Consider the following 21,883-nt stretch of genomic DNA (forward strand, 5'->3'; position numbering starts at 1 on the left):
TCGGGCGCCGATGCTGCGGGCGATGACCTGGAACATCCGGACCGGCGGGCGGGACCGCGACGGCACCGACCGCCGGGACCGGATCGTCGCGGTGGTCACCGACCAGCGCCCGGACCTGCTGGCCCTGCAGGAGCTGCGCGGCCTGGACTCCGACGGCCGGCTGGCCGAGCTGGCGGAGCGGATGGGCATGGTGCCGCATGTCGCCCGGTCCTGCTTCGGGCAGGCGGTGGCCGTGCTGGTCCGCCCGCCGCTGCGGGTGCTCCGCGCGGGCCGGGTACGCCGCCCGTTCCACCACGCCGCCGCCCGGATCGAGGTGGCCACGGCGGACGGCCCGCTGACCGTGTTCAGCGCCCACCTGAGCCCGTACTCTGGCGGGCGGCGGCGGATGGAGGCCGACTGGCTGGCGGTGGCGGTGCGGCGCACCGGGGGAGAGCTGGCCCTGCTCGCCGGTGACCTGAACACCCTGGAGCCGGCCGTCGACCACACCGCCCGGCTCGCCGGCCTCAACGCCCTGCACCGGCGGCGTCACCTGCGCCGCGACGGCCGTACCGTCGACACCCGCGCGGTGGCGCGGCTGCTCGACGCGGGGCTGGTCGACCTGTGGCCGCGCACCGGCGGCGGCGAGCCGGCCGGGCTGACCGTGCCGACCCGGCACGGCGGGGCGGAGTTCGCCGGGATGCGGCTGGACTACCTGCTCGCCACCCCGGCGCTGGCCGCGACGGCGCGCGCCGTCCGGGTGGTGCGCGGCGGCGACGCGGACCGCGCCTCCGACCACTACCCGGTCGTCGCCGACCTGGCGCTGGCGCCCGGCTGACCGAACGGCCCTAGCTCGCCAGGTCCGCGGCGACGATCGCGACGAAGATGAGCGTGACCAGCTCGCTGACCACCCAGGAGTGCGCGTTGGCCCAGTCGCGCACCCGGGGTAGCGCGGCGGTGGCCCGGTCGCCGAGCAGCAGCAGCGCCAGCAGGGGCAGGGCCAGCAGCAGGACGGTGAGCAGCAGGAACGGCAGCAGGTGCCACCAGGGCCGGTCGTGCCCGGCCAGGCTGCCCGCCACCGACGCCATGATGGCCTCGTCGGTGGGCATGGCCGTCGGGGCGCGGGGCCGGTTCAGACGAGCAGGTTCAGCAGCACGGTCAGCACGACCGAGGCGACGATCGAGAAGAGGATCATCAGCAGGCAACCGAGACCGCCGCCGAGGGGCCGGATCTCCGTGTTTCCGATGCGCATGGACTCACCTTCGCAGGACGGGGGCCAGCAGGTCGCGGATCGCGTCGGCGACCTGGCCGGGGGCGGTGGTGACGACGTTGTGCGCGGCCCCCGGCACGGCGGCGGTCCGGCCGCCCGGCACCAGGCGGGCCGCCTCCACGCGCCAGCCGGCCGGGACGACCGGGTCCCGGGTGCCGGTCAGCACCAGCGTCGGCGCGGTGACCCGGACCAGGTCCGCCTCGATCGGGTTGCGCACCGAGTGGGACAGGGTGGCGAACACCCGCCACGGGCGGGCGTCGAGGACGTCGCGCAGCAGGATCGGCGCCTGCCACTTCGCCTCCCACAGGGTGCCCAGCAGCCACCGCCCGACCTGGCCGCGCCGGGAACGGGCGGCCGGGTCGCTGGTCGGCCCGGCCAGCACCAGCGCGCTCACCAGGTCGGGGCGGCGGGCGGCGAGCGCCGCGACCACCTCCGCGCCGAACGAGTGGCCGAGCAGGCAGACCGGCCCCAGCCGGTACGCGGCCAGCCAGTCCGCCAGGAACGCGGCGTGCCGGGGCACGTCGTACGCCGTGCCGGGGCGCTCGGTCAGCCCGAAGCCGGGCAGGTCCGGCACGTACACGGGATGGGTGGCCGACAGGGCCACCGCCAGCGGGGTGAGGTAGCGGTGCGAGACGGCCAGGCCGTGCACCAGCACGACGGGTGGCCCGTCGCCGCCCGGGCCGGCCGACCGGCGGGTGTGCGTACGCAGGCCGTCGACCAGCCGGAACTCGCTGGTCAGGCCCGCGGCCGGCCGGGGCGCGGCCAGGGCCAGCCGCAGCTCCGCCGGCCCGAAGCGTCCCGGTGGCGAGAGCCGGACCTCCCGGCCGGTCACAGCTCGCGGAGCCGGGGCAGCAGCTCCTCCTGCGCCCAGTCCAGGAACATCGGCTGGCTGTCCCCGCCGACCTGGAGCAGCGCCACGTGGGTGAATCCCGCGTCGACGAACTTCTTGAACGCCTCCACGTGCCGGTCCACGTCCGGCCCGCAGGAGATGCCCTCGGCCACGTCCTCCTCGCGGACGAACTGGGTGGCCGCCGCGAAGGCGTCCGGCCCGGGCAGGTCGGCGTTGACCTTCCAGCCCATGCCGAACCAGCGGAACTGGTCGTGCGCGATCTTGCGGCACTCGGCCTCGTCCGGGCCGTAGCAGATGGCCACCTGCCCGTAGCGGGGGCGGCCCGCGCCGCCGGCCTCCTCGTACATCTCGACCAGGTGCGGCAGCGGGTCGGTGGCGATCATGGCGTCGGCGTAGTCGGCGGCGAGGGTGGCGGACTGCCGGCCCGAGGCGGCCACGGCCATCGGCACCGGGCGTTCCGGCCGGTCCCAGACGTAGGCGTCGGGCACGTCGAAGTGGTTGCCGGAGAAGGTCAGCGTCTCGCCGTTGAGCAGCGGGCGGATGATCTGGAGCGCCTCCTCGAACATCTCGTGCCGCTGCTGCACGTGCGGCCAGCCGCCCACCACGTGCTCGTTGAGGTTCTCCCCGGCGCCGAGGCCGAGGGTGAACCGCCCGTCCGACAGGACCCCGATGGTGCTGGCCTTCTGCGCCACGACCGCCGGGTGGTAGCGCCGGATCGGGCAGGTCACGAAGGACAGCAGCTCGGCCCGGCTGGTGGCGTGGGCGACCGCGCCCAGCACTGACCAGGCGTACGGGGAGTGGCCCTGCGAGTCGAGCCAGGGGTAGTAGTGGTCGGACATGACGAGGTGGTCGAAGCCGGCGGCCTCGGCGCGGACGGCGTGGTCGACCAGCTGCTTGGGTCCGGCCTGTTCGCACATGAGGGTGTAGCCGACCTTGACCATGACACCTCTCCTTCCGGGGCGGATCGTCACCGGATACCCCGCGCAGCGACGGTCAACCCTGGTGTCCGCTTCGTCGGCCGGCCGTCTTGACGCCGGTGAGGACGCTGCCGACAATCCGGCTTAACCGGTTCAGACTCCGGTGGCGCACCATCCTGTGGTGGGGATGACCGCCCCTGCGGTGGCCCGTGGCGACATGGGCCGCCGCAGGCTTCCGGGCCGTACGGCCGATCTGCTTAACCGGTTGCCTTCGCCGTTCCATCGCCCTACGCTGATGCGTGCGTCCGCCGGAGTCGGGCGGCGGCTGCCGGGCTCAGCCGCCACGCCCTCGTTATCGCCGCACCCCCACCTGGGCACGGGGGAGACCTCCCTGAGGACAGCCATGAAGAAGTTGCTCTCCGTCGCGGGCGTCGCCCTGCTGACGGTCCTCGCCGCCGTCTTCGCCTTCGGGCAGCCGGCCCACGCCGCCGCCGGCTTCTCCGTCGCGAACGGCCGGCTCTACGACGCCAACGGCACCGAGTTCGTCATGCGCGGGGTCAACCACGCGCACACCTGGTACCCGCAGCAGACCTCCTCGTTCGCCAACATCAAGGCGCTCGGCGCGAACACCGTGCGGGTCGTGCTGGCCAGCGGCGACCGCTGGCCGAAGAACAGCGCCGCCGACGTCACCAACGTCATCTCGCTCTGCAAGGCGAACCGGCTCATCTGCGTCCTGGAGGTGCACGACACCACCGGGTACGGCGAGCAGAGCGGTGCGATCACGCTGGACCGGGCGGTCGACTACTGGCTCGGCATCGCCGGCGCCCTCCAGGGCCAGGAGAAGTACGTCATCGTCAACATCGGCAACGAGCCGTACGGCAACCAGGGCTATGCCACCTGGGCCACCGACACGGCCAACGCCGTGAAGCGGCTGCGCGCCGGCGGCCTGACCCACACGATCATGGTGGACGCCCCGAACTGGGGCCAGGACTGGTCGTTCACCATGCGCGACAACGCCGCCCCGGTCTTCGCCGCCGACCCACAGAAGAACACGGTCTTCTCGATCCACATGTACGGCGTCTTCGACACCGCCGCCGAGATCACCGACTACCTGGGCCGCTTCCGCACCGCCGGCCTGCCGATCGTGGTCGGCGAGTTCGGCTTCAACCACTCCGACGGCAACCCCGACGAGGACACCATCCTGGCCTACAGCCAGGCCAACGGGATCGGCTACCTCGGCTGGTCGTGGAGCGGCAACGGCGGCGGCGTCGAGTACCTCGACATGGTCACCAACTTCGACCCGAACCAGCTGACCACCTGGGGCCAGCGGATCTTCAACGGGGCGAACGGCATCCGGGCCACCGCCCGGGAGGCCTCGGTCTACGCCGGCAGCTCGCCGAGCCCGACCACGAGCCCCACGACGAGCCCGACCACCAGCCCGAGCCCGACCACCAGCCCGACGACCGCGCCGCCGCCCGGTGGCTGCACCGCCAGCTACACGATCGTCAACTCCTGGCAGGGCGGCTTCCAGGGTGAGGTCAGGGTGACCGCGGGCGCGGCGGCGATCACCGGCTGGACGGCGAAGTGGACGTTCGCCAACGGCCAGACCGTCAGCCAGTCGTGGAACGCCACGGTCAGCGGCAGCGGCTCGGCGTACACCGCCCGCAACGTCGACTGGAACGGCCGGCTCGGCGCCGGGGCCAGCACCTCGTTCGGCTTCATCGGCAGCTGGAACGGCAGCAACCCGATCCCCGCGGTGACCTGCGCCGCGAGCTGAGGCACCACCGGTGGCCGGGTCCGCGCGGACCCGGCCACCACCCTGTCGTGCCAGCCACCGAAAGCAGGGGGCGGTCCAGAAAATCTAGGTTCGAAGCGCTAGACATTCTCGCCGCACCTGGCTAGTGTTCCTGTCGTTGACAGCAGAGATCGTTGAAGACGCGGACGAAGCAGTGAAGACCCTGACGTCATTCCAGGTCAGGGCAGGCAGGTGGGCCGATGCTGGTTCAGGGCTCGCCTGGTAGGACAGTCCGCCGCACGTGCACGGGGCCATGAAGTCGAGTGGGGCTCCGGCGCCGGCGGGCAGCACGACAAGCACCACAGAAATCGGAAGCAGAGGAAAGGGAGGGCCCGAACACCGTTGGATCGCCCGCTCCGGAAGGCAGTTCAACTCTGGAGTCGGACACCGCAGTTTCCATCGAACGAGAGGTGGTCTCCGGTCACGCTTATGCGATCCTCGCACCCCAAGCCGCCGACGGCGGTAGGTGCGGATACGACAACCCGACGAATTTGCCGGTAGATGGTGTTTCGACCCGTAACCCGGGCCCCGGTGCTGAAAAGCGCCGGGGCCCTCGTCATGGAGAGGTGCGTGTATGGCCCAACCCGACGACATGTTCGGTGACGACGACTACCCCGCGTACACGATGGGTCGCGCCGCGGAAATCACCGGCGCATCGCAGGACTTTCTGCGTCGCCTCGACGAGGCAAAGTTGATCACCCCGGTCCGGTCGGCCGGTGGCCATCGCCGATACTCCCGTTACCAGCTCCGCCTTGCCGCGCGGGCCCGGGAGATGGTCGACCAGGGCACCGCTCTGGAAGCCGCCTGCCGGATCATCATTCTCGAGGACCAGCTCGAAGAAGCCCTCCGGCACAACCAGAACAACCAGCGGTAACGGCAAGCGGACGCTGGCCCGATCACATCGTCTTACGGTCCTTCTGCACCAGAGGGACCATTTGTCGTACCCGCGTCCCGCTGGTGTGACGTTGAGCCCTGGAGTGGGCCGGACTGCGCGCCGCCACATGGACGGGTGGTGGCCAGCCGCGCCGCCCGCATCCGGAGGTACTCCTGTTCGGGGCGGCTGGTGGTGCGGCCGGCGGCGGCCCGGTAGTGCGCCACCGCCGCGTCCCGGTCGCCGGCCATCTCGTGCAAGTGGGCCCGGGCCGCGTCGAGCCGGTGGTGCTCGGTGAGCCGGGGGTCGGCGGCCAGCGCCGCGAGGGCCGCCAGCCCGGCGGCCGGGCCGTGCACCATGGCGGTCGCCACCGCCCGGTTGAGCGCCACCACCGGGCTCTCCGCCAGCCGCTCCAGCACCTGGTAGAGGGCGAGGATCTGCGGCCAGTCGGTCCGCACGGCGGTCGGCGCCTCGTCGTGCAGAGCCGCGATGGCCGCCTGGATCTGGTACGGCCCGACCGGTCCCCGGGCCATGGCGCGGGTGACCAGCGCGGTCCCCTCGGCGATCGCGGCGGCGTCCCACCGGGAGCGGTCCTGTTCGGCCAGGGAGATCAGCTCGCCGGACGGGCCGGTGCGGGCGGTGGCCCGGGCCTCGGTGAGCAGCATGAGGGCGAGCAGCCCGGCCACCTCACTGTCGTCGGGCAGCAGCGCGTGCATGGCGCGGGTCAGCCGGATCGCCTCCTCGGAGAGGTCGACCCGGCGCAGGTCGTCGCCGAGGCTCGCGGTGTGCCCCTCGGTGAAGATCAGGTAGAGCACGTGCAGCACGGCGGCGAGCCGGGCCTGCCGTTCCTCCTCCGCCGGCATCCGGAACGGCAGGCCGGAGGATCTGATGCGCTGCTTGGCCCGGCTGATCCGCTGCGCCATCGTGGCCTCGGGGACGAGGAACGCGCGGGCGATCTCGGCGGTGCTGAGCCCGCCGACCGCGCGCAGGGTCAGCGCGATCGCCGACGCCGTGGAGAGCGCCGGGTGGCAGCAGAGGAAGAGCAGCACCAGGGTGTCATCCCGCTCCGCGGTCAGCGGCTCGTCGGCGGCCGGCGCGGTCCGCCGGTCGTCACCGCCGCGCCGGGCGGCCCGGTCCTCCCGGTCCCGGCGGGCCGCCTCACCGCGGACCAGCTCGATCATCCGGCGGTACGCGACCTGCACCAGCCAGCCGCGCGGATGGTCGGGCAGCCCCTCGACGGGCCACTGCGTGGCCGCGGCCAGCAGCGCCTCCTGCACGGCGTCCTCGGCCGTGGCGAAGTCACCGAACCGGCGGGCGAGCACGCCGAGGACCTGCGGCGCCAGCTCGCGCAGCAGGTCCTCGACGGTGTGGTCCGGGACGCCCAGGGGTCACAGCTCCTGCGCTGGCGCCGACATGACGGGGTGCACCTCGACGGGCATGCCGAGGGGACGGCCGCCCGGCCCGGGCGCGGTGGAGATGTGCGCGGCGATCTCGACGGCCCGCTGCGGCGTCTCGCAGTCCACGATCCACCACCCGGCGAGGAACTCCTTGGTCTCGGCGAACGGCCCCTCGGTGACCACCGGCGCGCCGTTCTCGCCGGCCCGGACGATCCGCGCCTGCTGCGGCCCGCCCAGGCCCTCGGCCTGCACGAACTCCCCGTCGGCGACGAGCTTCGCGTTGACGTCGCCCATGAACCCGATGTGCGCCCGGATCTCCTCCGGCGTCCAGGTGTCGATCGAGGGGAAGTCGGTCCCGGCGGCGCTGAACTGCATCAGCAGCATGTACTTCACGATTCGCTCCTCACGCCCGAGCACCGATTGTCGGTGCTTCCACCCTCCGGTAGAAGCTGCCACCCCGCTCCTCGACATCCGTCCAGAAGAAGTTTCCGGCGTCAGCCGGCCGCGCAGGAGACGGTCGGCCAGGTCCGGTTGCCGTTGTGCTGGATGGTGACCCCGAAGGTGTTGCCGCTGCCGTTCGGCCGGCCGACCATCGTCTGGGCGCTGGGCCAGGTGGCGTTGACGTTCCAGGTGGCGATGACCTTCGCGGGGGTGGGGATGGTCATGGTGACCGCCCAGGTGTTGGAGCCGGACACCGAGACGGTGAGGTTGTAGCGGTCGCTCCACTGCTGCCCGGCCGAGAGCGTCGCGGTGCAACTGCCCCCACCGCCACCGCCACCGCCGCCACCGCCGCCGTCGGGCGCCACGGCGCGGCCGGTCTGCGGGGAGATCATGCCGGCGCACAGGCCGCGACTGGCCAGCCCCTGCGCGATACGGGGGATCGCCGCCAGCGTGTTGGCGGACCACTCGTGCATGAGGATGATCTGGCCGTTGGTCAGCCGGGCGTTGGCCTGCACGATCGCGTCGACGCTCGCCCCGTTCCAGTCCTGCGAGTCGACATCCCAGATGATCTGGGTCAGGCCGTACCTCGCCAGGACCGACTGCAGGGTCGAGTTGGTCTCGCCGTACGGTGGACGGAACAGCCGGGGTGTGCCGCCGCCGGCATTGGCGATGGCCTGCTGGGTCCGGGAGACCTCGGAGTCGATCTGCGACTGGCTCTGCTGGATCAGGTGCGGATGCGTGTAGCTGTGGTTACCGACCCACATGCCGGCGCTGACCTGCGCCCGCACCTGGGCGGGGTAGGCGGCCGCGTACTGGCCCTCGTTGAACATCGTGGCCCGCAGCCCGTTCTGTCGCAGCGCGTTGAGCAGGGCGGGGGTGTGGTCGTTGGACGGGCCGTCGTCGAACGTGAGCCCGACGTACCCGTTGCAGGCGGCAGCCCGGGCCGGGGCGGCCGCCACGGTGAGCGTGACGGCCAGGCTGCTCGCCGCGACCAGCGCGGCCGCGGCGAATCCCGCGGCCAGGGATCGTTTCGACGGTGTTCTGCTCCACATGCGGCTGGGCCCCCTCCTCGTGGTGGCGGGTTGCCGGTCCTCGTATCGATGCTTGTCGAGGTCTGTCGGCGGCGCCAGTATTGGCCCGCCGTCGATGCGGAGTCAAGAATTTCCGGAAGTCCCACGCGCCGTCCGAGCCGCGACAGGCGGTGACCGTCCCACGCTCGCACCGGACCGCCAGTCCGGAAGTTTCGAGCCTGTTCCGATCGCTCGCCGGAGCCGTCCTCAGCCGGCCGCGTCGACCTCCAGCAGCAGCGCCTGCTCCGGGTGCAGGGCGGGCAGCTGAAGTCCCACGGAACCCAGCACCGACCCGCTCAGCGTCACCCCGCCGCCCGTGGCCAGCCAGGCCGGCGGGGCCAGTTCCAGCAGTGCCGGCTCCGGCACCCCGGCGGGCGGCCGGACCCGGTAGCGCCGTGCCGGGTCCAGCCCCGGCAGCCGCACCATGCCGGGCACCTGCGCCGCCGAGGTGGCCAACCGGGAGACCGCGTACACCGCGTGGGAGCCGTCGTGGGCGACCACGCCGTGGGCCTGGATGGCCGGGTCCGGGTGGTCGACCCGGACCACGCGGCCGCCGTGCAGCAGGGGGCGGAGCCGCTTGTGCAGCGCCACCCAGGCGGCGAGTTCGGCCCGCTCGGCCGCGCCGATCCCGCTGATGTCCCACTCGATGCCGTGGTGGCCGAAGAGCGCGGTGATCGCCCGGAAGCCCAGGTCGTGCACCCGGTGGGTGGTGTGCGAGCGCTCCGGTCCGATGTGGGTGCCGATCAGCTCGGGCGGCAGCAGCAGGCCGGTCCAGCGCTGGATCGACAGCCGCTCCAGCGCGTCGTTGCAGTCGCTCGCCCAGACCCGGTCGGTGCGGCGCAGGATCTCCAGGTCGACCCGGGCGCCGCCGGAGGAGCAGCTCTCGATCTCCACGCCGGGGTGCCGGGCGCGCAGGTCGTCGAGGAGCCGGTAGACGGCGACGGTCTGCGCGTGCACGCCCGGCCGGCCAGCGTGCCCGGCCTCGGTGAGGTCCCGGTTGTGGTCCCACTTCAGGTACGCGATGCCGTCGTGCTCGCTCAGCACGGCGTCCAGCCGGCCGAGCAGGTGGGCGTACGCGTCCGGGTGCGCCAGGTCGAGCACCTGCTGGTGCCGCCACTGGAGCGGCAGCCGGCCGGGGGCCTGGAGCACCCAGTCCGGGTGGGCCCGGAACAGGTCCGAGTCCGGGTTGACCATCTCCGGCTCGACCCAGAGCCCGAACTGCATGCCGTGCTTGCGGACGTGGTCGACGAGCGGTTGCAGCCCGCCCGGCCAGACCTCGTCGTCCACCCACCAGTCACCGAGCCCGGCCCGGTCGTGCCGCCGGCCGCGGAACCAGCCGTCGTCCAGCACGAAGCGTTCCACGCCCACCTCGGCGGCCCGGTCGGCGAGGCCCTTCAGCCGGTCCAGGTCGTGGTCGAAGTAGACCGCCTCCCACACGTTCAAGGTCACCGGGCGCGGGCCGCGCGGGTGCTCCGGGCGGGCCCGCAGGTGGGTGTGCAGCACGTCGCTGAGCCCGTCCAGCCCGTCGGCGGAGTGCACCGCGTGGAGCAGGGGAGTGGCGTACTCCTCGCCCGGCCCGAGCACGATCTCGCCGGCGGCGAGCAGCTCACCGCCGCCCAGGGTGGCCTCGCCGGTCGGCCGGCGTTCGGCGACCGTGACGTGGTCGCCGCTCCACGCCGTGTGTACCGCCCACACCTCGCCGTGCCCGAAGCCGAACCCGGCGGTGCCGGCGACCAGCAGCAGGGTGGCGTCGTGCCCGGTCCGGCCGTGCCGCCCCTCGCGCACCCAGGCGCCCATCGGCCACGGGTGCCGCTGCGGCGCGCGCTCCCGGCACCAGCGGCCGGTGAGGTCGAGCAGTTCGGTGGCGACCGCCGGGACCGGCAGCACGGGCGTCAGCTCGCGTACCTCGTAGGGCCGGTCGCCGTCGTTGCGCAGCCGGTGCCGCACGGTGAGCAGCCCCGCGGTGGTCAGGGTGATCTCGACGGTCAGCGACAGCCCGGCGCCCGCGTCCGCGGCCCGCACGGTCACCCGCGCGGCCCCGGCTCCGCCGTGCTCCCGCTCCTCCTCGGGTACGCGCACCGCGTCCCCGCCGCCGCCAGGCGGGTCGTCCACGTCGATCGTGTCGAGGCGGAACGCGGTCGACCAGTCCCGGCCGTCCCGGTGCCCGGCCAGGCCGGGCCGGCCGCTCCAGCCGGCGCTCGGCTCGGGCAGCAGCGACAGCACGGTCGGCGCGTCGAAGCTGCTCGGCACCACCGGTGGGATGGTGGCGTCGACCAGCGCGGGCAGGTCGGTGGCGGGCAGCGGACCGAGGTCGGCTCCCCAGTGCACGATCCGGGGCAGGCCGGGGCCGCGCGCGTCGAGCACCAGGCTGGTCCGCGCGCGGCGCAGGTGAACGATGGTCATCCCTTGCTGGCTCCCAAGGTGAGGCCCCGGACGAACTGCTTCTGCAACAGGAAGAAGATCACCAGGGTGGGGATGGCGACCAGCACCGAGCCGGCCGAGACGAGGTTGTTGTCGGTGAAGAACTCGCCGCGCAGGTTGTTCAGCGAGCTGGTCACGGGGAACTTGTCGCCGGTGCGCATGAGCACGGTGGCCCAGAAGAACTCGTTGTAGATCCAGGTCACCTCCAGCGTCGCCAGCGCGGCCAGGGCCGGCCGGCACAGCGGCATGGTCACCTGCCAGTACTGCCGCCAGACGCTGGCGCCGTCCACCATGGCCGCCTCGTACAGCTCGTGTGGCAGGGCCTTCATGTAGTTGCTCAGCACGAAGACGCAGAAGCCGCACTGGAAGGCGACGTTGACCAGGATCAGCCCCCAGTAGCTGTCGTAGAGCAGCTCCGAGTCGCTCATGAAGGCCGGCAGCGGGATCTCGGTGAACATCCGGAACAGCGGGATGAGCAGGGCCTGCTGCGGCAGGAGGTTCGCCGCCGTGAAGAGGCCGAGCAGCGCGATGTTGAACTTCCAGCTGAACCGGGCGATCACGAACGCCACGCAGGAGGCGAGGAACAGGGTCAGCAGCACCGCCGGGACGGTGATGTAGACCGAGTTGAGGAAGTGCTTGCCGAACTCGGCGGTCCGCCACACGGTGACGTAGTTGTCGAGGGTCCAGCCGCCGAGCGAGACGTAGCCGTGGGTGGCGGTGTACTCGTACGAGCGCAGGGACGTCAGCACCGCCCAGAGGATCGGGAAGAGCCAGCCGACCGCCACCGCGGCGAGGAAGACGTGCAGGACCACCCGGGCCGGCCGCAGCGGCCGGCGGCGGGCCGGCGGCGCGGCGGTCTCGGGGTCACGGGTCAGGGTCGCGCTGCTCATCGGCGGTCCTCCCGCATCACGGTGAACAGGTAGAGGGTGATGAAGACCAGGGAGACGACCAGCATGATGGTCGCCAGCGCCGAGCCGAAGCCGATCCGGCTGGCCTCGCCCACCACGTTCTGGGTGACCAGGGCGGAGATCAGCTCCAGGCCGTTGCGGCCCTTGTTGATGACCCAGACCAGGTCGAAGGCGCGCAGTGACTCGATCACCGTCACCACCAGCACGATGATGTTGATGGGTCGCATCACCGGGAACACGACGCGGAAGAAGGTGCTGGCCTCCGAGGAGCCGTCCACGGCGGCGGCCTCGCGCAACGACGGGTCGACGCCCTTCAGGCCGGCCAGGTAGAGCAGCATGATGTAGCCGACGTGCCGCCAGCCGGCGGCGAACAGCACCGCCCAGATGTTGACGTTCGGGTCGCCGTACCAGTCGGTCTGGCTGCCGAGCAGGGCGTTGAGCAGGCCCTGGTCGCGGCTGTAGATGAGCTGCCAGACGAAGCCGATCAGTGCCAGCGAGAGCACCACCGGCAGGTAGAGCGCGGTCTGGTAGAACCGGCTGCCGCGCAGTTCCTTGTCGAGCAGCACGGCGAGGAACATCCCGAACGGGGTGGCCACCACGAACAGCGCGGCCAGCCAGAGCAGGTTGTTCTGCACGGCCGGCACGAACGGCGGGTAGATGTTGACCACGTCGTCGTAGTTCTTCAGACCGACCCAGTCGATCTCGCCCAGCGGGCCGATGCCGTCCCAGTTGGTGCCGGAGAGCAGCACGGTCGCTCCCGCCGGCAGCCAGACCAGGCCGACGACGAGCAGCAGGGGCACCAGCACCATCAGCGTGATCACCACGCGGTCGGTGCCGGACAGGAGCCGTAGCCGGCGGCCGCGACCACGCGTGGTGGTGGTCGCGGCCGGCGGCGGCACGGCGCGATCCGCTTGGATCAGGGGCAGGTCGGACATGGCTGTCCTCCCCCTTTCCGCCGTCAGCTGGTGAAGATCGACTTCTTCTGGTTCTCGATGCTGGTGAGCAGCCCGCTGATGTCCTTCGGGTCCTTGATGAACTGCTGCAACGCCGGGATCATCACGGTCGAGGCGAAGTCCGGCCGGGTGTCCCGGTCGAGGAACTGGGCGATCTCGGTGGCGGAGCCGACCAGTTCGGCGGCCTTCTTCTTCAGCGCGGTGTAGCCGCTGGTGTCCCCGCCGGTGTTGGCGACCAGGGTGCCGGGGTCGCCCTTCACCATGATGTTCGCGGCCTCGGCGCCGCCGATGTACTCCAGCAGCTTCTTGGCGTTGGTCTCGGACTTCGGCTTGCGGGCCATCATGTAGCCGTCGATCGGCGCGTCCAGGGCCTTGGCCCCGATCGTGGAGTCGATCTCCGGGAAGGTGAAGAAGTCGATGTCGTCCTGCTCGTTCTCGTTGAACTGCTGGGCGACGAAGAGGCCGAGCAGGTACATGCCGCTCTTCTTCTGCTGCAGCGACTGGGCCGCCTCCTGCCAGGTCCGGCCCAGGGCGTCCGGCTGGTGCAGCGGCAGCAGCCCCGCCCAGGTGTCGAAGACCTTCTTCACCTTGTCGGAGGTCCACGCCTCCTTGCCGGCCATCAGGTCGACGTGGAACTGGTAGCCGTTGATCCGCAGGTTGAGGATGTCGAAGGTGCCCATCGCCGGCCAGCCGTCCTTGTCGGCGAAGGCGATCGGGTTCAAGCCGTCCTTCTTCATCTGCGCGCCGAGCGTGTTGAACTCGTCGAGCGTCTTCGGCACCTGGTAGCCGCGCTGCTGCCACACCGACTTGCGGTAGAAGACGGCCCACGGGTAGTAGGACGCCGGCACGAAGTACTGCTTGCCGTCGTCGCCGGTGGACGCCTTCTTGAACGCGTCGGAGAACCCGGAGAGCTTGCCCCAGACGTCGCTGACGTCGCCGGCCAGGCCCTTGGCGGCGAAGAACCGCATCCGGTAGCCGGCGAACCAGGTGAACACGTCGTCCGGCTTGCCCTGCAGGTAGTTGTTGATGTTCTCCTGGAACGTGTTGTGGTCGACCGTGTTGATGCTGGCGGTGACCCCGGACTTGCTCTGGAAGCCGGCCGCCAGCTTGGCGAGGACGTCCTTCGGCGTGGGGTCCGAGGCGTTCGAGCCGATCGACACGGTCTTCGAGTCCGCGCCGGAGTCGGAGTCGGAGCCGCAGCCGGCGAGCAGTCCCGTGCCCAGCAGCGTGCCCGCGCCGGCCGCGCCGGCGAGCAGCGAGCGGCGGTTCAGGCCGGCGACGGACGGGGGTACGAGTCGGGCGAGGTACTCGGCTTCGGTACGGGGACGGGACATTGTGCCTCCTGCGTGGAAGAGGTGCGCTGCGCCCAAGGGCCGTGATGGGTGGCGGGGATAGGTGTTCATGCCGGCCGGCGTAGATCCACCGTGAATCCACACGTCCGAACACAAACAGCCGGTGGCGGTTGAAGCTACCCCTTGCTTCGGCGCTGTCAAGAGGCCAGAAGGACAGCGACAACCCAGTTGTGACAACGGCGGGACAAGGTAAACGTTGGAATTTCTGTCGATGTTGGAAAGTGTTGACTTGGGTGACGTTCGGCGGCACTCTCTGCTGTCATGCGGAACTGGCACGGCGAGCAGATCTGGTACGGCGCGGACTACAACCCCGAGCAGTGGCCCGAGGAGACCTGGGCCGAGGACGTCGAGCTGATGCGCCGCGCCAGGGTCAACCTCGTCTCGGTCGGGATCTTCTCCTGGGCCCTGCTGGAACCCGCTCCCGGCCGCTTCGAGTTCGGCTGGCTGGACCGGGCGCTCGACCTGCTGCACGCCGGCGGGATCAGCGTCGACCTGGCCACCGCCACGGCCAGCCCGCCGCCCTGGCTGGCGCACCGGCACCCCGAGACGCTGCCCCGCCGCGCCGACGGCACGATCCTCTGGCCCGGCGGGCGGCAGGCGTACTGCCCCAGCTCGCCGGTGTTCCGGGAGCGCTCGCTCGCCCTGGTCGAGGCCGTCGCCGCCCGGTACGCCGAGCACCCGGCCGTCGTCATGTGGCACGTCTCCAACGAGCTGGGCTGCCACAACGTGCACTGCTACTGCGACGTCAGCGCCGGGGCGTTCCGCACCTGGCTGCGCGAGCGCTACGGCGACCTCGACGCCCTCAACGCCGCCTGGGGCACCGCGTTCTGGAGCCAGCGCTACCACGACTGGGCCGAGGTCAACCCGCCGCGGAGTGCCCCCACCTTCGCCAACCCCACGCAGCAGCTGGACTTCCTGCGCTTCTCCTCGGACGAGCAGCGCGCCCAACTGCGCGCCGAGCGGGAGCTGCTGACCCGGCTCACCACCCAGCCGGTCACCACGAACTTCATGATCGGCGCCGGCATCAAGTACCTGGACTACCACTCCTGGGCCGCCGACGTGGACCTGGTCGCCAACGACCACTACCTCACCGCCGCCGACCCGCAGCCGCAGGTCGACCTCGCGCTGGCCGCCGACCACACCCGGGGCGTCGCCGGCGGCGACCCGTGGCTGCTCATGGAGCACTCCACCAGCGCCGTGAACTGGCAGCCGCGCAACGTCGCCAAGACCCCCGGCCAGCTGCGCCGCAACAGCCTCGCCCACGTGGCGCGCGGCGCCGACGGGGTGCTGTTCTTCCAGTGGCGGGCGTCCCGGGCGGGCGCGGAGAAGTTCCACTCCGCGCTGGTGCCGCACGCCGGCCCGGACACCAAGGTGTTCCGCGAGGTGTGCCGGCTCGGCGCCGACCTGAAGGCGCTCGCCGAGGTACGCGGCAGCCGGGTCGACGCCGAGGTGGCCATCCTCTTCGACTACGAGGCCTGGTGGGGCGCCGAACTCGACTCCCACCCCAGCGTCGACGTCACCTACGCCGACCGGCTCACCGCGCTGCACGGCGCGCTCTGGCGGGCCGGTGTCACCGCCGACGTGGTGCACCCGTCCACCGACCTGTCCCGCTACCGGCTCGTCCTGGTCCCCGCGCTCTACCTGGTCCGCGACGCCGACGCCGACGCGCTGCGCCGCTACGTCGAGGCGGGCGGGACCGCGCTGGTCACCTACTTCAGCGGCATCGTCGACGAGCACGACCACATCCGGCTCGGCGGCTACCCGGGGGCGTTCCGCGACCTGCTCGGCGTCCGCACCGAGGAGTTCTTCCCGCTCCGGGCCGGCGAGTCGGTCCGTCTCGACGACGGCACGACCGCCGACGTGTGGACCGAGTGGCTGCACGCCGAGGGCGCCGAGGTGCTCGCCGCGTACGCCGACGGGCCGCTGTCGGGCGTGCCGGCGCTGACCCGGCACGCGGTCGGCGCGGGCGCGGCCTGGTATCTCGGCACCCGGCTCGACCAGGCGGCCACCGACCGGCTGGTCGCCCGCCTGCTCGCCGAGACCGGCGCCCGCCCCGCGGTGAGCGCGCCGGAGGGGGTGGAGGTGGTCCGCCGCCGATCCGGCGACCGGACCTGGCTGTTCGTCCTCAACCACACCGACGCCGAGGCCCGGCTGGCGGTCACCGGGGTTGAACTGCTCGGCGGCGGCCGGTGCGACGGCGAACTGGCGGTCCCTGCGGGGGAGGTGGCGGTCGTCCGCGAGGAAGCACCGGCCCGCCCCGAGGTCGCCTGATCCCGCGTACCTGTGCCGCGCGCCTGAAGGAGGTCCGATGCTCGCCCAGCAACGGCAGAGCGCCATCCTGGAGCTGATCCGCCAGCGCGGTGGCGTCCGGGTCAGCCACCTGGTCAGCCGCTTCGGGGTGTCGGACATGACCATCCGGCGGGACCTGGAGGTGCTCGCCGAGCGGGGCCTGGTCGACAAGGTCCACGGGGGAGCGACGCTGGCCGGCCCCGGCTCGGCCGAGGAGCCCGGCTTCGCGGCCAAGTCGATCCGGCAGCAGGCCGAGAAGCGGGCCATCGTCGAGCGGGCCGCCGGCCTGGTCGAGCCCGGCATGGCCGTCGCGCTCTCCGCCGGCACCACCACCGCCGCCCTGGCCGCCCGGCTCGCCGACGTCCGGGGGCTGACCGTGGTCACCAACTCGATCCCGGTCGCCGACGCCCTCTACCAGAACCCGCGTGCCGACCAGACCGTCGTGCTCACCGGCGGCATCCGCACCCCCTCGGACGCGCTGACCGGGCCGGTGGCCGAGGCGGCCATCGCCGCGCTCAACGTCGACCTGCTCTTCCTCGGCGTGCACGGGATGAGCCCGCGCACCGGGTTCACCACCCCCAACCTGCTGGAGGCGGCCGTCAACCGGCGGCTGATCGGCGCGGCCCGGCGGCTCGTGGTGCTCGCCGACCACACCAAGTGGGAGACCATCGGCATCGCCACCATCGCCCCGCTGGAGGAGGCCGACCTGCTGATCACCGACGGCGGGCTGCCGCCGGACGGGCGCCGGCAGATCGGCGAGCAGGTCGGTGAGCTCGTCGTGGTCGACGTCGACTGACCGGCCCGGCTTTCAGGCACTTCACAGCCGCCCAGGTTAGGGTCCCCTTCGGTGGCCCCGTGCGCTCCAGGGTGGAGCGCGCCGACGGTGGAAGCGGAGTGGCGATGGTCTTCAAGAAGATGTTGAGCGCGTTCGGCGTGGGCGGTCCGAGCGTCGACACCGTGCTGACCAACCCCAACACCCGGCCCGGCCTGGCCCTGGACGGGCACGTCAACCTGGTCGGCGGCGACGCGCCGGCGAGCATCGAGCAGATCACCGTCGGCCTGGTCACCCGGGTCGAGATCGAGAGCGGCGACACCGAGTACGCCGGCGTCATGGAGTTCCACCGGATGTCGGTGAGCGGCCCGCTGCACCTGGCCCCGAAGCAGCAGCTGTCCATCCCGTTCCAGCTCCCGGTGCCGTGGGAGACCCCGGTCACCGACGTGTACGGCCAGCGGCTGCACGGCATGACCATGGGCCTGCGCACCGAGCTGGCGGTGGCCCGGGCCGTGGACAAGTCCGACCTGGACCAGGTGGCGGTGCACCCGCTGCCCATCCACGAGAGCATCCTCGACGCGTTCCAGGCGCTCGGCTTCCGCTTCAAGCACGCCGACCTGGAGCGCGGCCACATCCGTGGAGTGCAGCAGACGCTCCCCTTCTACCAGGAGATCGAGTTCTTCGCCGCGCCCCAGTACGCCCAGGTGACCAACGAGGTCGAGCTGACCTTCGTCACCAGCCAGCACGGCGTCGAGGTGATCCTGGAGTGCGACAAGCGCGGCGGCTTCCTCACCCCCGGGCACGACGCCTTCGGCCGCTACGCCGTCCCGCACAGCGACGCGGGCCGCTCCGACTGGGTCCAGGTGGTCGACGGCTGGCTGCGGGAGACCACCTCGCGCTACGGCAACCTGCGCGCGCACGGCTTCGGCGCGCCGCGCGGGCACCACGGCCACCGCGGCCCGGGCATGGGCGGCATGGTGGCGGGCGCGGCGCTCGGCGTGGCGGGCGGCCTGGTCGCCGGTGAGCTGATCGAGGACGCCTTCGAGGGGGACTTCGGCGACTTCGGCGGGGAGTGACCACACGCGACGATGCCCCCGGGGGAACTCCCCGGGGGCATCGTCGTCTCAGGAGTGGCTCCGGTCAGTGCCGGGCGGTGCGCTCCTCACTGCTGCGGAAGTTGCTTCCGGCCTTGGCCAGACCGCGGCTACCGAGGTAACCGATGGTCAGCAGCGTGATGAAGAACCAGGCCTGCGGTGCGCGGAAGATGTCCACGCCGACCGAGTTCTTGCCGACCAGGTACGAGGCCACCAGTACGGCCGCGACGGACGCCAGGTAGACCCAGAATTCGGTCGTCCGGAGCGACGGCTTGGTCTCGGTGCCGGGCGCCGTCATCGCCTGCCGATGTCCGTCCTGCATCATCGGCATCGGGCGCGTGGGCGTCTCCTGCATACCGGCCCGGTTGGACATGTCCTGTGCCGGCCGGTTCATCGGCCTGGCGGATGCAGCCTGCGTGCTCATCTGGTCCTCCTCAGGATGCGATGAGTCGTTCTCTGCAACCTCCCGCCCCGCTGCCGCAGGTCGGCCACGGCACGGTTCGCGCACTTGGCGGGGGCACCCTCCGTCTACCCCTGGCCTCGGCGAAGGTAACGCCACCTTGCCATGGAATAGGAGCACCGCGCGGGACCGCCGGCGGCCGGACCGGGAATCGGACATCAGGGCAGGTAACCGGCGTCGCCGAGGGCCGGCCGGGTCGGGCGGTTTCAGCCTCCGGCCCTCGGGCACGCAAGGAGGATCCCGAGAAACCTGCGAGGTGGTTCACGTGCGTGAGGACGACATGCGGCAGCAGGCCGCCCGGCGGGCCGAGGACCGGATCGCCGGCGGCGTCTACGGCGAGGGCGCGCTGGACGAGGTCACCGTGCCGCAGACCGACGTGCTGCGGGTCATCCAGGAGGAGGATCCGGACGACCCGGCGGACGCGCCGATCGACCCGAACGTGTTGCGCGACGGCGGCCCCACCCGGGGCCAGGGCGCGGTCACCACGACCGGCGGCACCGCCGGCCCGGCCAGCGTCCGGCGGGTGGCCCGCCAACCGGAGCAGCACCGGGGCACGGTGGCGCCCACGACCACGGGCGACGCCACCACCGGCGGCCTGAGCACCCCGGCCGGCGGGTCCACGAGCGACGCCTCGTCGTCCGGCAGCCAGGTCGGCAACTTCACGAACGACCAGGCGAACCCCGGCTGACACCGGGCACGCGAACGGAGGGGGCGGCTGAGCCGCCCCCTCCGCCGTCTCACGTGGTGCGGAGGATGCCCAGCCGTTGGGTGGCGCGGGTGAGCGCGACGTAGAGGTCGCTGTGGCCGCGCGGGGACCCGGCGACGATCCTCTCCGGGTCCACCACCAGCACCGAGTCGAACTCCAGGCCCTTGGCCTGCTCGGTGGTGAGCACCACCACCCGGTTCGCCAGCTCCGGCTGCTCGCCGACGGTCGCCTCCGGCAGCGCGGCGACGACCGCCGTCCCCAGCTCGTCCACCCGGCCGGCCGGCACGATCACCCCGAGCCGGCCGTCGGCCAGCCCGGCCGCCTCCCGCGCGGTCGCCTCGACCAGCTCGGCCGCGAGCCGGTCCGCCGGCACCGTGCGGTCCCAGGGCGGCACGCCGCTGGCGCGTACGGAGCGGGGTGGGCGCAGCGCCGGGTCGATCTCGGCCAGCACCTCGGCCGCGACCGCCATGATCTCGGCGGGGGTGCGGTAGCTGACGGTCAGCTCCTCCAGCCGCCACCGGTTCGCCACGTACGGCGCCAGCGCCTCCTGCCACGACGGCGTGCCGGCGAGCGCGCCGGTCTGCGCCACGTCCCCGACGATCGTCATCGACCGGCTCGGGCACCGGCGCATCAGCAGCCGCCAGGCCATCGGCGACAGCTCCTGCGCCTCGTCGATGATCACGTGCCCGAAGGCCCAGGTGCGGTCCGCGGCAGCGCGCTGCGCGGTGGTGAGGTTGTCGGTCTCCTCCTGCCGCTCGGAGAGCCGGTCGGCGTCGATGAGGTCGGTGACGCCCAGGATCTCGCCGCCGTCGGCCTCGTCCTCCACGTCGATGGAACGGGAACCGCGCCAGATCTCCAGCACGCCCTCGGCGTACTCGCGCTCCAGGGCGCGGATCCGTTCCCGGCGGGCGGCGGCGGCGCGCTGGTCCTCGCCGAGCAGCTCGGCCGCCTCGTCCAGCAGCGGCACGTCGGCCGGCGTCCAGTCGCCCGGCTCCCGGTGCAGCGCGGCCCGCTCCTGGTCGGTGAGCATCGGCGCGGCGGCGGCGATCCGCTCCGGCGACTCGAACAGGTCGGCGAGCAGCCGCTGCGGGGTGAGCACCGGCCACAGCTCGTCCACCGCGGCCCGGATCTCCGGCTCGTCGCGCAGCTCCCGGCGGATCTCCGCCCGGTCGGCCTCGGAGAGCAGGTTCTCCCCGCCGAGCGGGTCGGCCCCGATCCGCTCGGCCACCTGGTCGGCGAGCGCGTGCACGATCTCGAGGTCGAACAGCGCCCGGGCCAGGTTGTGCGGGCGCTCGGCGCGGCGGACCCGGTCCCGCGCCTGGCGCACGGTCTCCGGATCGAGGGTGAGGACCTCCCGCTGGGGCAGTTCGATCTCCAGCGGCTCGTCCGGCACCCACTGCCGGTCCCGCACCGCGTTGGCCAGCACCTCCGCGAGCACGGCGCGGCCCTTCAGCGCCGCGGTCGCCGCCGGCTCGGTGCGCCGGGCGTGCACGCCGGGGAAGAGGTCGGCCTGCGTGCGCAGCAGCACCCCCGTCTCGGCGAGCGCCGGCAGCACCTGGGAGATGTAGCGCAGGAAGGTGGGGTTCGGGCCGACGAGCAGCACGCCCCGGGTGGAGAGCTGCTCGCGGTGGGTGTAGAGCAGGTACGCGGCGCGGTGCAGCGCCACCGCGGTCTTGCCGGTGCCCGGCCCGCCCTGCACCACCATGACGCCCGGCAGGTCGGCCCGGATGATCCGGTCCTGCTCGGCCTGGATGGTCTCGACGATGTCGCGCATCCGCCCGGTACGCCCGGCGTTCAGCGCGGCGAGCAGCGACGCCTCGCCCGTCACCTCCTCGTGGGCGGTGGGGGAGGCGGCGGCGATGTCCAGCACCTCGTCGTTGAGCCCGGTGACCTTCCGCTCCCGGGTACGCAGGTGCCGGCGCCGGCGCACCCCCTGCGGATTGGCGGCGGTCGCCAGGTAGAAGGCGCGGGCGGCCGGGGCACGCCAGTCGATCAGCAGCGGGTCGTAGTCGCCCGAGGTGTCGAAGATGCCGATCCGGCCGATGTAGCGGCACGAGTCGTCGTCGCCGTCGAGGCGGCCGAAGCAGAGACCGTTCTCCACTGCGGAGAACTGCTCGACCTGGTCGGCGTACATCCGCACGGTGTGGTCGCGCTGCGACCGGGCCTGCTGCGTGCCGCCGGTGGCGCGCAGCTCCTCGGTGAGCCGCCGGGCGGCCTGGTCCCGCATGCCGTCCAGCCGGTCGTAGAGCATCGTGACGTACTTCTGCTCGTGACCGATCTCGTCGTCCTCGTGCAGCTCACCCGACACGTCGGAGTGCGTTGACAAGCCGGCTCCTCATCG

Annotated in this window: 19 protein-coding genes; 7 read left to right on the forward strand and 12 right to left on the reverse strand. The window is 72.3% G+C overall.

Annotation, left to right across the window (positions count from 1 at the left end; all coding sequences use genetic code 11):
- The first annotated feature begins 10 nt into the window (after window positions 1–10).
- On the forward strand, window positions 11–814 hold the full coding sequence (locus ABZS80_RS12920; RefSeq protein WP_355055874.1) for an endonuclease/exonuclease/phosphatase family protein: 804 nt from the start codon (window positions 11–13) through the stop codon (window positions 812–814).
- Window positions 815–824: 10 nt separating this feature from the next.
- On the opposite strand, the gene ABZS80_RS12925 is transcribed toward ABZS80_RS12920, so the two are convergent.
- The 3 genes from ABZS80_RS12925 to ABZS80_RS12935 form a co-directional block, all read right to left on the reverse strand.
- Window positions 825–1,085: a GAP family protein gene (locus tag ABZS80_RS12925; protein WP_355055875.1), complete on the reverse strand. Its 261-nt coding sequence runs from the start codon at window positions 1,083–1,085 to the stop codon at window positions 825–827.
- Window positions 1,086–1,232: 147 nt separating this feature from the next.
- Window positions 1,233–2,078, reverse strand: a complete 846-nt coding sequence (locus tag ABZS80_RS12930; RefSeq protein ID WP_355055876.1) for an alpha/beta hydrolase — start codon at window positions 2,076–2,078, stop codon at window positions 1,233–1,235.
- Window positions 2,075–3,037 carry a TIGR03557 family F420-dependent LLM class oxidoreductase gene (locus tag ABZS80_RS12935; protein ID WP_355055877.1) on the reverse strand — a complete coding sequence of 321 codons (963 nt, stop codon included), beginning with the start codon at window positions 3,035–3,037 and terminating at the stop codon, window positions 2,075–2,077. Before ABZS80_RS12935 ends, ABZS80_RS12930 begins: the two co-directional genes overlap by 4 nt.
- 379 nt (window positions 3,038–3,416) lie before the next feature.
- Here ABZS80_RS12935 and ABZS80_RS12940 point away from each other — a divergent pair, with 379 nt between their 5' ends.
- Both ABZS80_RS12940 and ABZS80_RS12945 read left to right on the forward strand, forming a co-directional pair.
- Window positions 3,417–4,790, forward strand: a complete 1,374-nt coding sequence (locus ABZS80_RS12940; RefSeq protein ID WP_355055878.1) for a cellulase family glycosylhydrolase — start codon at window positions 3,417–3,419, stop codon at window positions 4,788–4,790.
- A 592-nt stretch (window positions 4,791–5,382) separates the two neighbouring features.
- Window positions 5,383–5,682, forward strand: a complete 300-nt coding sequence (locus ABZS80_RS12945) for a MerR family transcriptional regulator (RefSeq protein ID WP_313722280.1) — start codon at window positions 5,383–5,385, stop codon at window positions 5,680–5,682.
- A 32-nt stretch (window positions 5,683–5,714) separates the two neighbouring features.
- On the opposite strand, the gene ABZS80_RS12950 is transcribed toward ABZS80_RS12945, so the two are convergent.
- The 7 genes from ABZS80_RS12950 to ABZS80_RS12980 all read right to left on the reverse strand — a co-directional run bounded on the left by ABZS80_RS12950 (window position 5,715) and on the right by ABZS80_RS12980 (window position 14,203).
- Complete coding sequence (locus ABZS80_RS12950) at window positions 5,715–7,064, reverse strand: sigma-70 family RNA polymerase sigma factor (protein ID WP_355056037.1); 1,350 nt, start codon at window positions 7,062–7,064, stop codon at window positions 5,715–5,717.
- A gap of 3 nt (window positions 7,065–7,067) precedes the next feature.
- On the reverse strand, window positions 7,068–7,460 hold the full coding sequence (locus ABZS80_RS12955) for a YciI family protein (protein ID WP_355056038.1): 393 nt from the start codon (window positions 7,458–7,460) through the stop codon (window positions 7,068–7,070).
- Between the two features lie 110 nt (window positions 7,461–7,570).
- Window positions 7,571–8,569: a polysaccharide deacetylase family protein gene (locus ABZS80_RS12960; RefSeq protein WP_355055879.1), complete on the reverse strand. Its 999-nt coding sequence runs from the start codon at window positions 8,567–8,569 to the stop codon at window positions 7,571–7,573.
- Between the two features lie 225 nt (window positions 8,570–8,794).
- Complete coding sequence (locus ABZS80_RS12965) at window positions 8,795–10,990, reverse strand: alpha-galactosidase (RefSeq protein ID WP_355055880.1); 2,196 nt, start codon at window positions 10,988–10,990, stop codon at window positions 8,795–8,797.
- On the reverse strand, window positions 10,987–11,898 hold the full coding sequence (locus ABZS80_RS12970) for a carbohydrate ABC transporter permease (RefSeq protein WP_355055881.1): 912 nt from the start codon (window positions 11,896–11,898) through the stop codon (window positions 10,987–10,989). Before ABZS80_RS12970 ends, ABZS80_RS12965 begins: the two co-directional genes overlap by 4 nt.
- A complete protein-coding gene (locus tag ABZS80_RS12975; protein WP_151462003.1) occupies window positions 11,895–12,851 on the reverse strand; it encodes a sugar ABC transporter permease in 957 nt (318 codons plus the stop codon). The genes ABZS80_RS12970 and ABZS80_RS12975 overlap by 4 nt, the downstream gene beginning before the upstream one ends.
- 23 nt (window positions 12,852–12,874) lie before the next feature.
- Complete coding sequence (locus ABZS80_RS12980; protein ID WP_355055882.1) at window positions 12,875–14,203, reverse strand: ABC transporter substrate-binding protein; 1,329 nt, start codon at window positions 14,201–14,203, stop codon at window positions 12,875–12,877.
- A gap of 279 nt (window positions 14,204–14,482) precedes the next feature.
- On the opposite strand from ABZS80_RS12980, the gene ABZS80_RS12985 reads away from it, so the two are divergent.
- The 3 genes from ABZS80_RS12985 to ABZS80_RS12995 all read left to right on the forward strand — a co-directional run bounded on the left by ABZS80_RS12985 (window position 14,483) and on the right by ABZS80_RS12995 (window position 18,358).
- The gene (locus tag ABZS80_RS12985; RefSeq protein WP_355055883.1) at window positions 14,483–16,492 is read left to right on the forward strand and encodes a beta-galactosidase; all 2,010 of its coding nucleotides are present in this window, start codon (window positions 14,483–14,485) and stop codon (window positions 16,490–16,492) included.
- 37 nt (window positions 16,493–16,529) lie between these two features.
- On the forward strand, window positions 16,530–17,306 hold the full coding sequence (locus ABZS80_RS12990) for a DeoR/GlpR family DNA-binding transcription regulator (protein ID WP_355055884.1): 777 nt from the start codon (window positions 16,530–16,532) through the stop codon (window positions 17,304–17,306).
- A 104-nt stretch (window positions 17,307–17,410) separates the two neighbouring features.
- Entirely contained in the window at window positions 17,411–18,358 is a 948-nt protein-coding gene (locus ABZS80_RS12995) for a sporulation protein (RefSeq protein ID WP_355056039.1), read from the forward strand.
- Window positions 18,359–18,422: 64 nt separating this feature from the next.
- Here the strand turns inward: ABZS80_RS12995 and ABZS80_RS13000 are convergent, their stop codons facing one another.
- Window positions 18,423–18,800 carry a hypothetical protein gene (locus ABZS80_RS13000; RefSeq protein ID WP_355055885.1) on the reverse strand — a complete coding sequence of 126 codons (378 nt, stop codon included), beginning with the start codon at window positions 18,798–18,800 and terminating at the stop codon, window positions 18,423–18,425.
- A 301-nt stretch (window positions 18,801–19,101) separates the two neighbouring features.
- On the opposite strand from ABZS80_RS13000, the gene ABZS80_RS13005 reads away from it, so the two are divergent.
- Window positions 19,102–19,524: a hypothetical protein gene (locus tag ABZS80_RS13005; RefSeq protein WP_151462011.1), complete on the forward strand. Its 423-nt coding sequence runs from the start codon at window positions 19,102–19,104 to the stop codon at window positions 19,522–19,524.
- A gap of 49 nt (window positions 19,525–19,573) precedes the next feature.
- On the opposite strand, the gene ABZS80_RS13010 is transcribed toward ABZS80_RS13005, so the two are convergent.
- Entirely contained in the window at window positions 19,574–21,793 is a 2,220-nt protein-coding gene (locus tag ABZS80_RS13010) for an AAA family ATPase (protein WP_355056040.1), read from the reverse strand.
- Window positions 21,794–21,883 lie beyond the last annotated feature (90 nt).

Source organism: Micromonospora sp. NPDC005305 (assembly GCF_040607315.1).
GTDB lineage: Bacteria > Actinomycetota > Actinomycetes > Mycobacteriales > Micromonosporaceae > Micromonospora.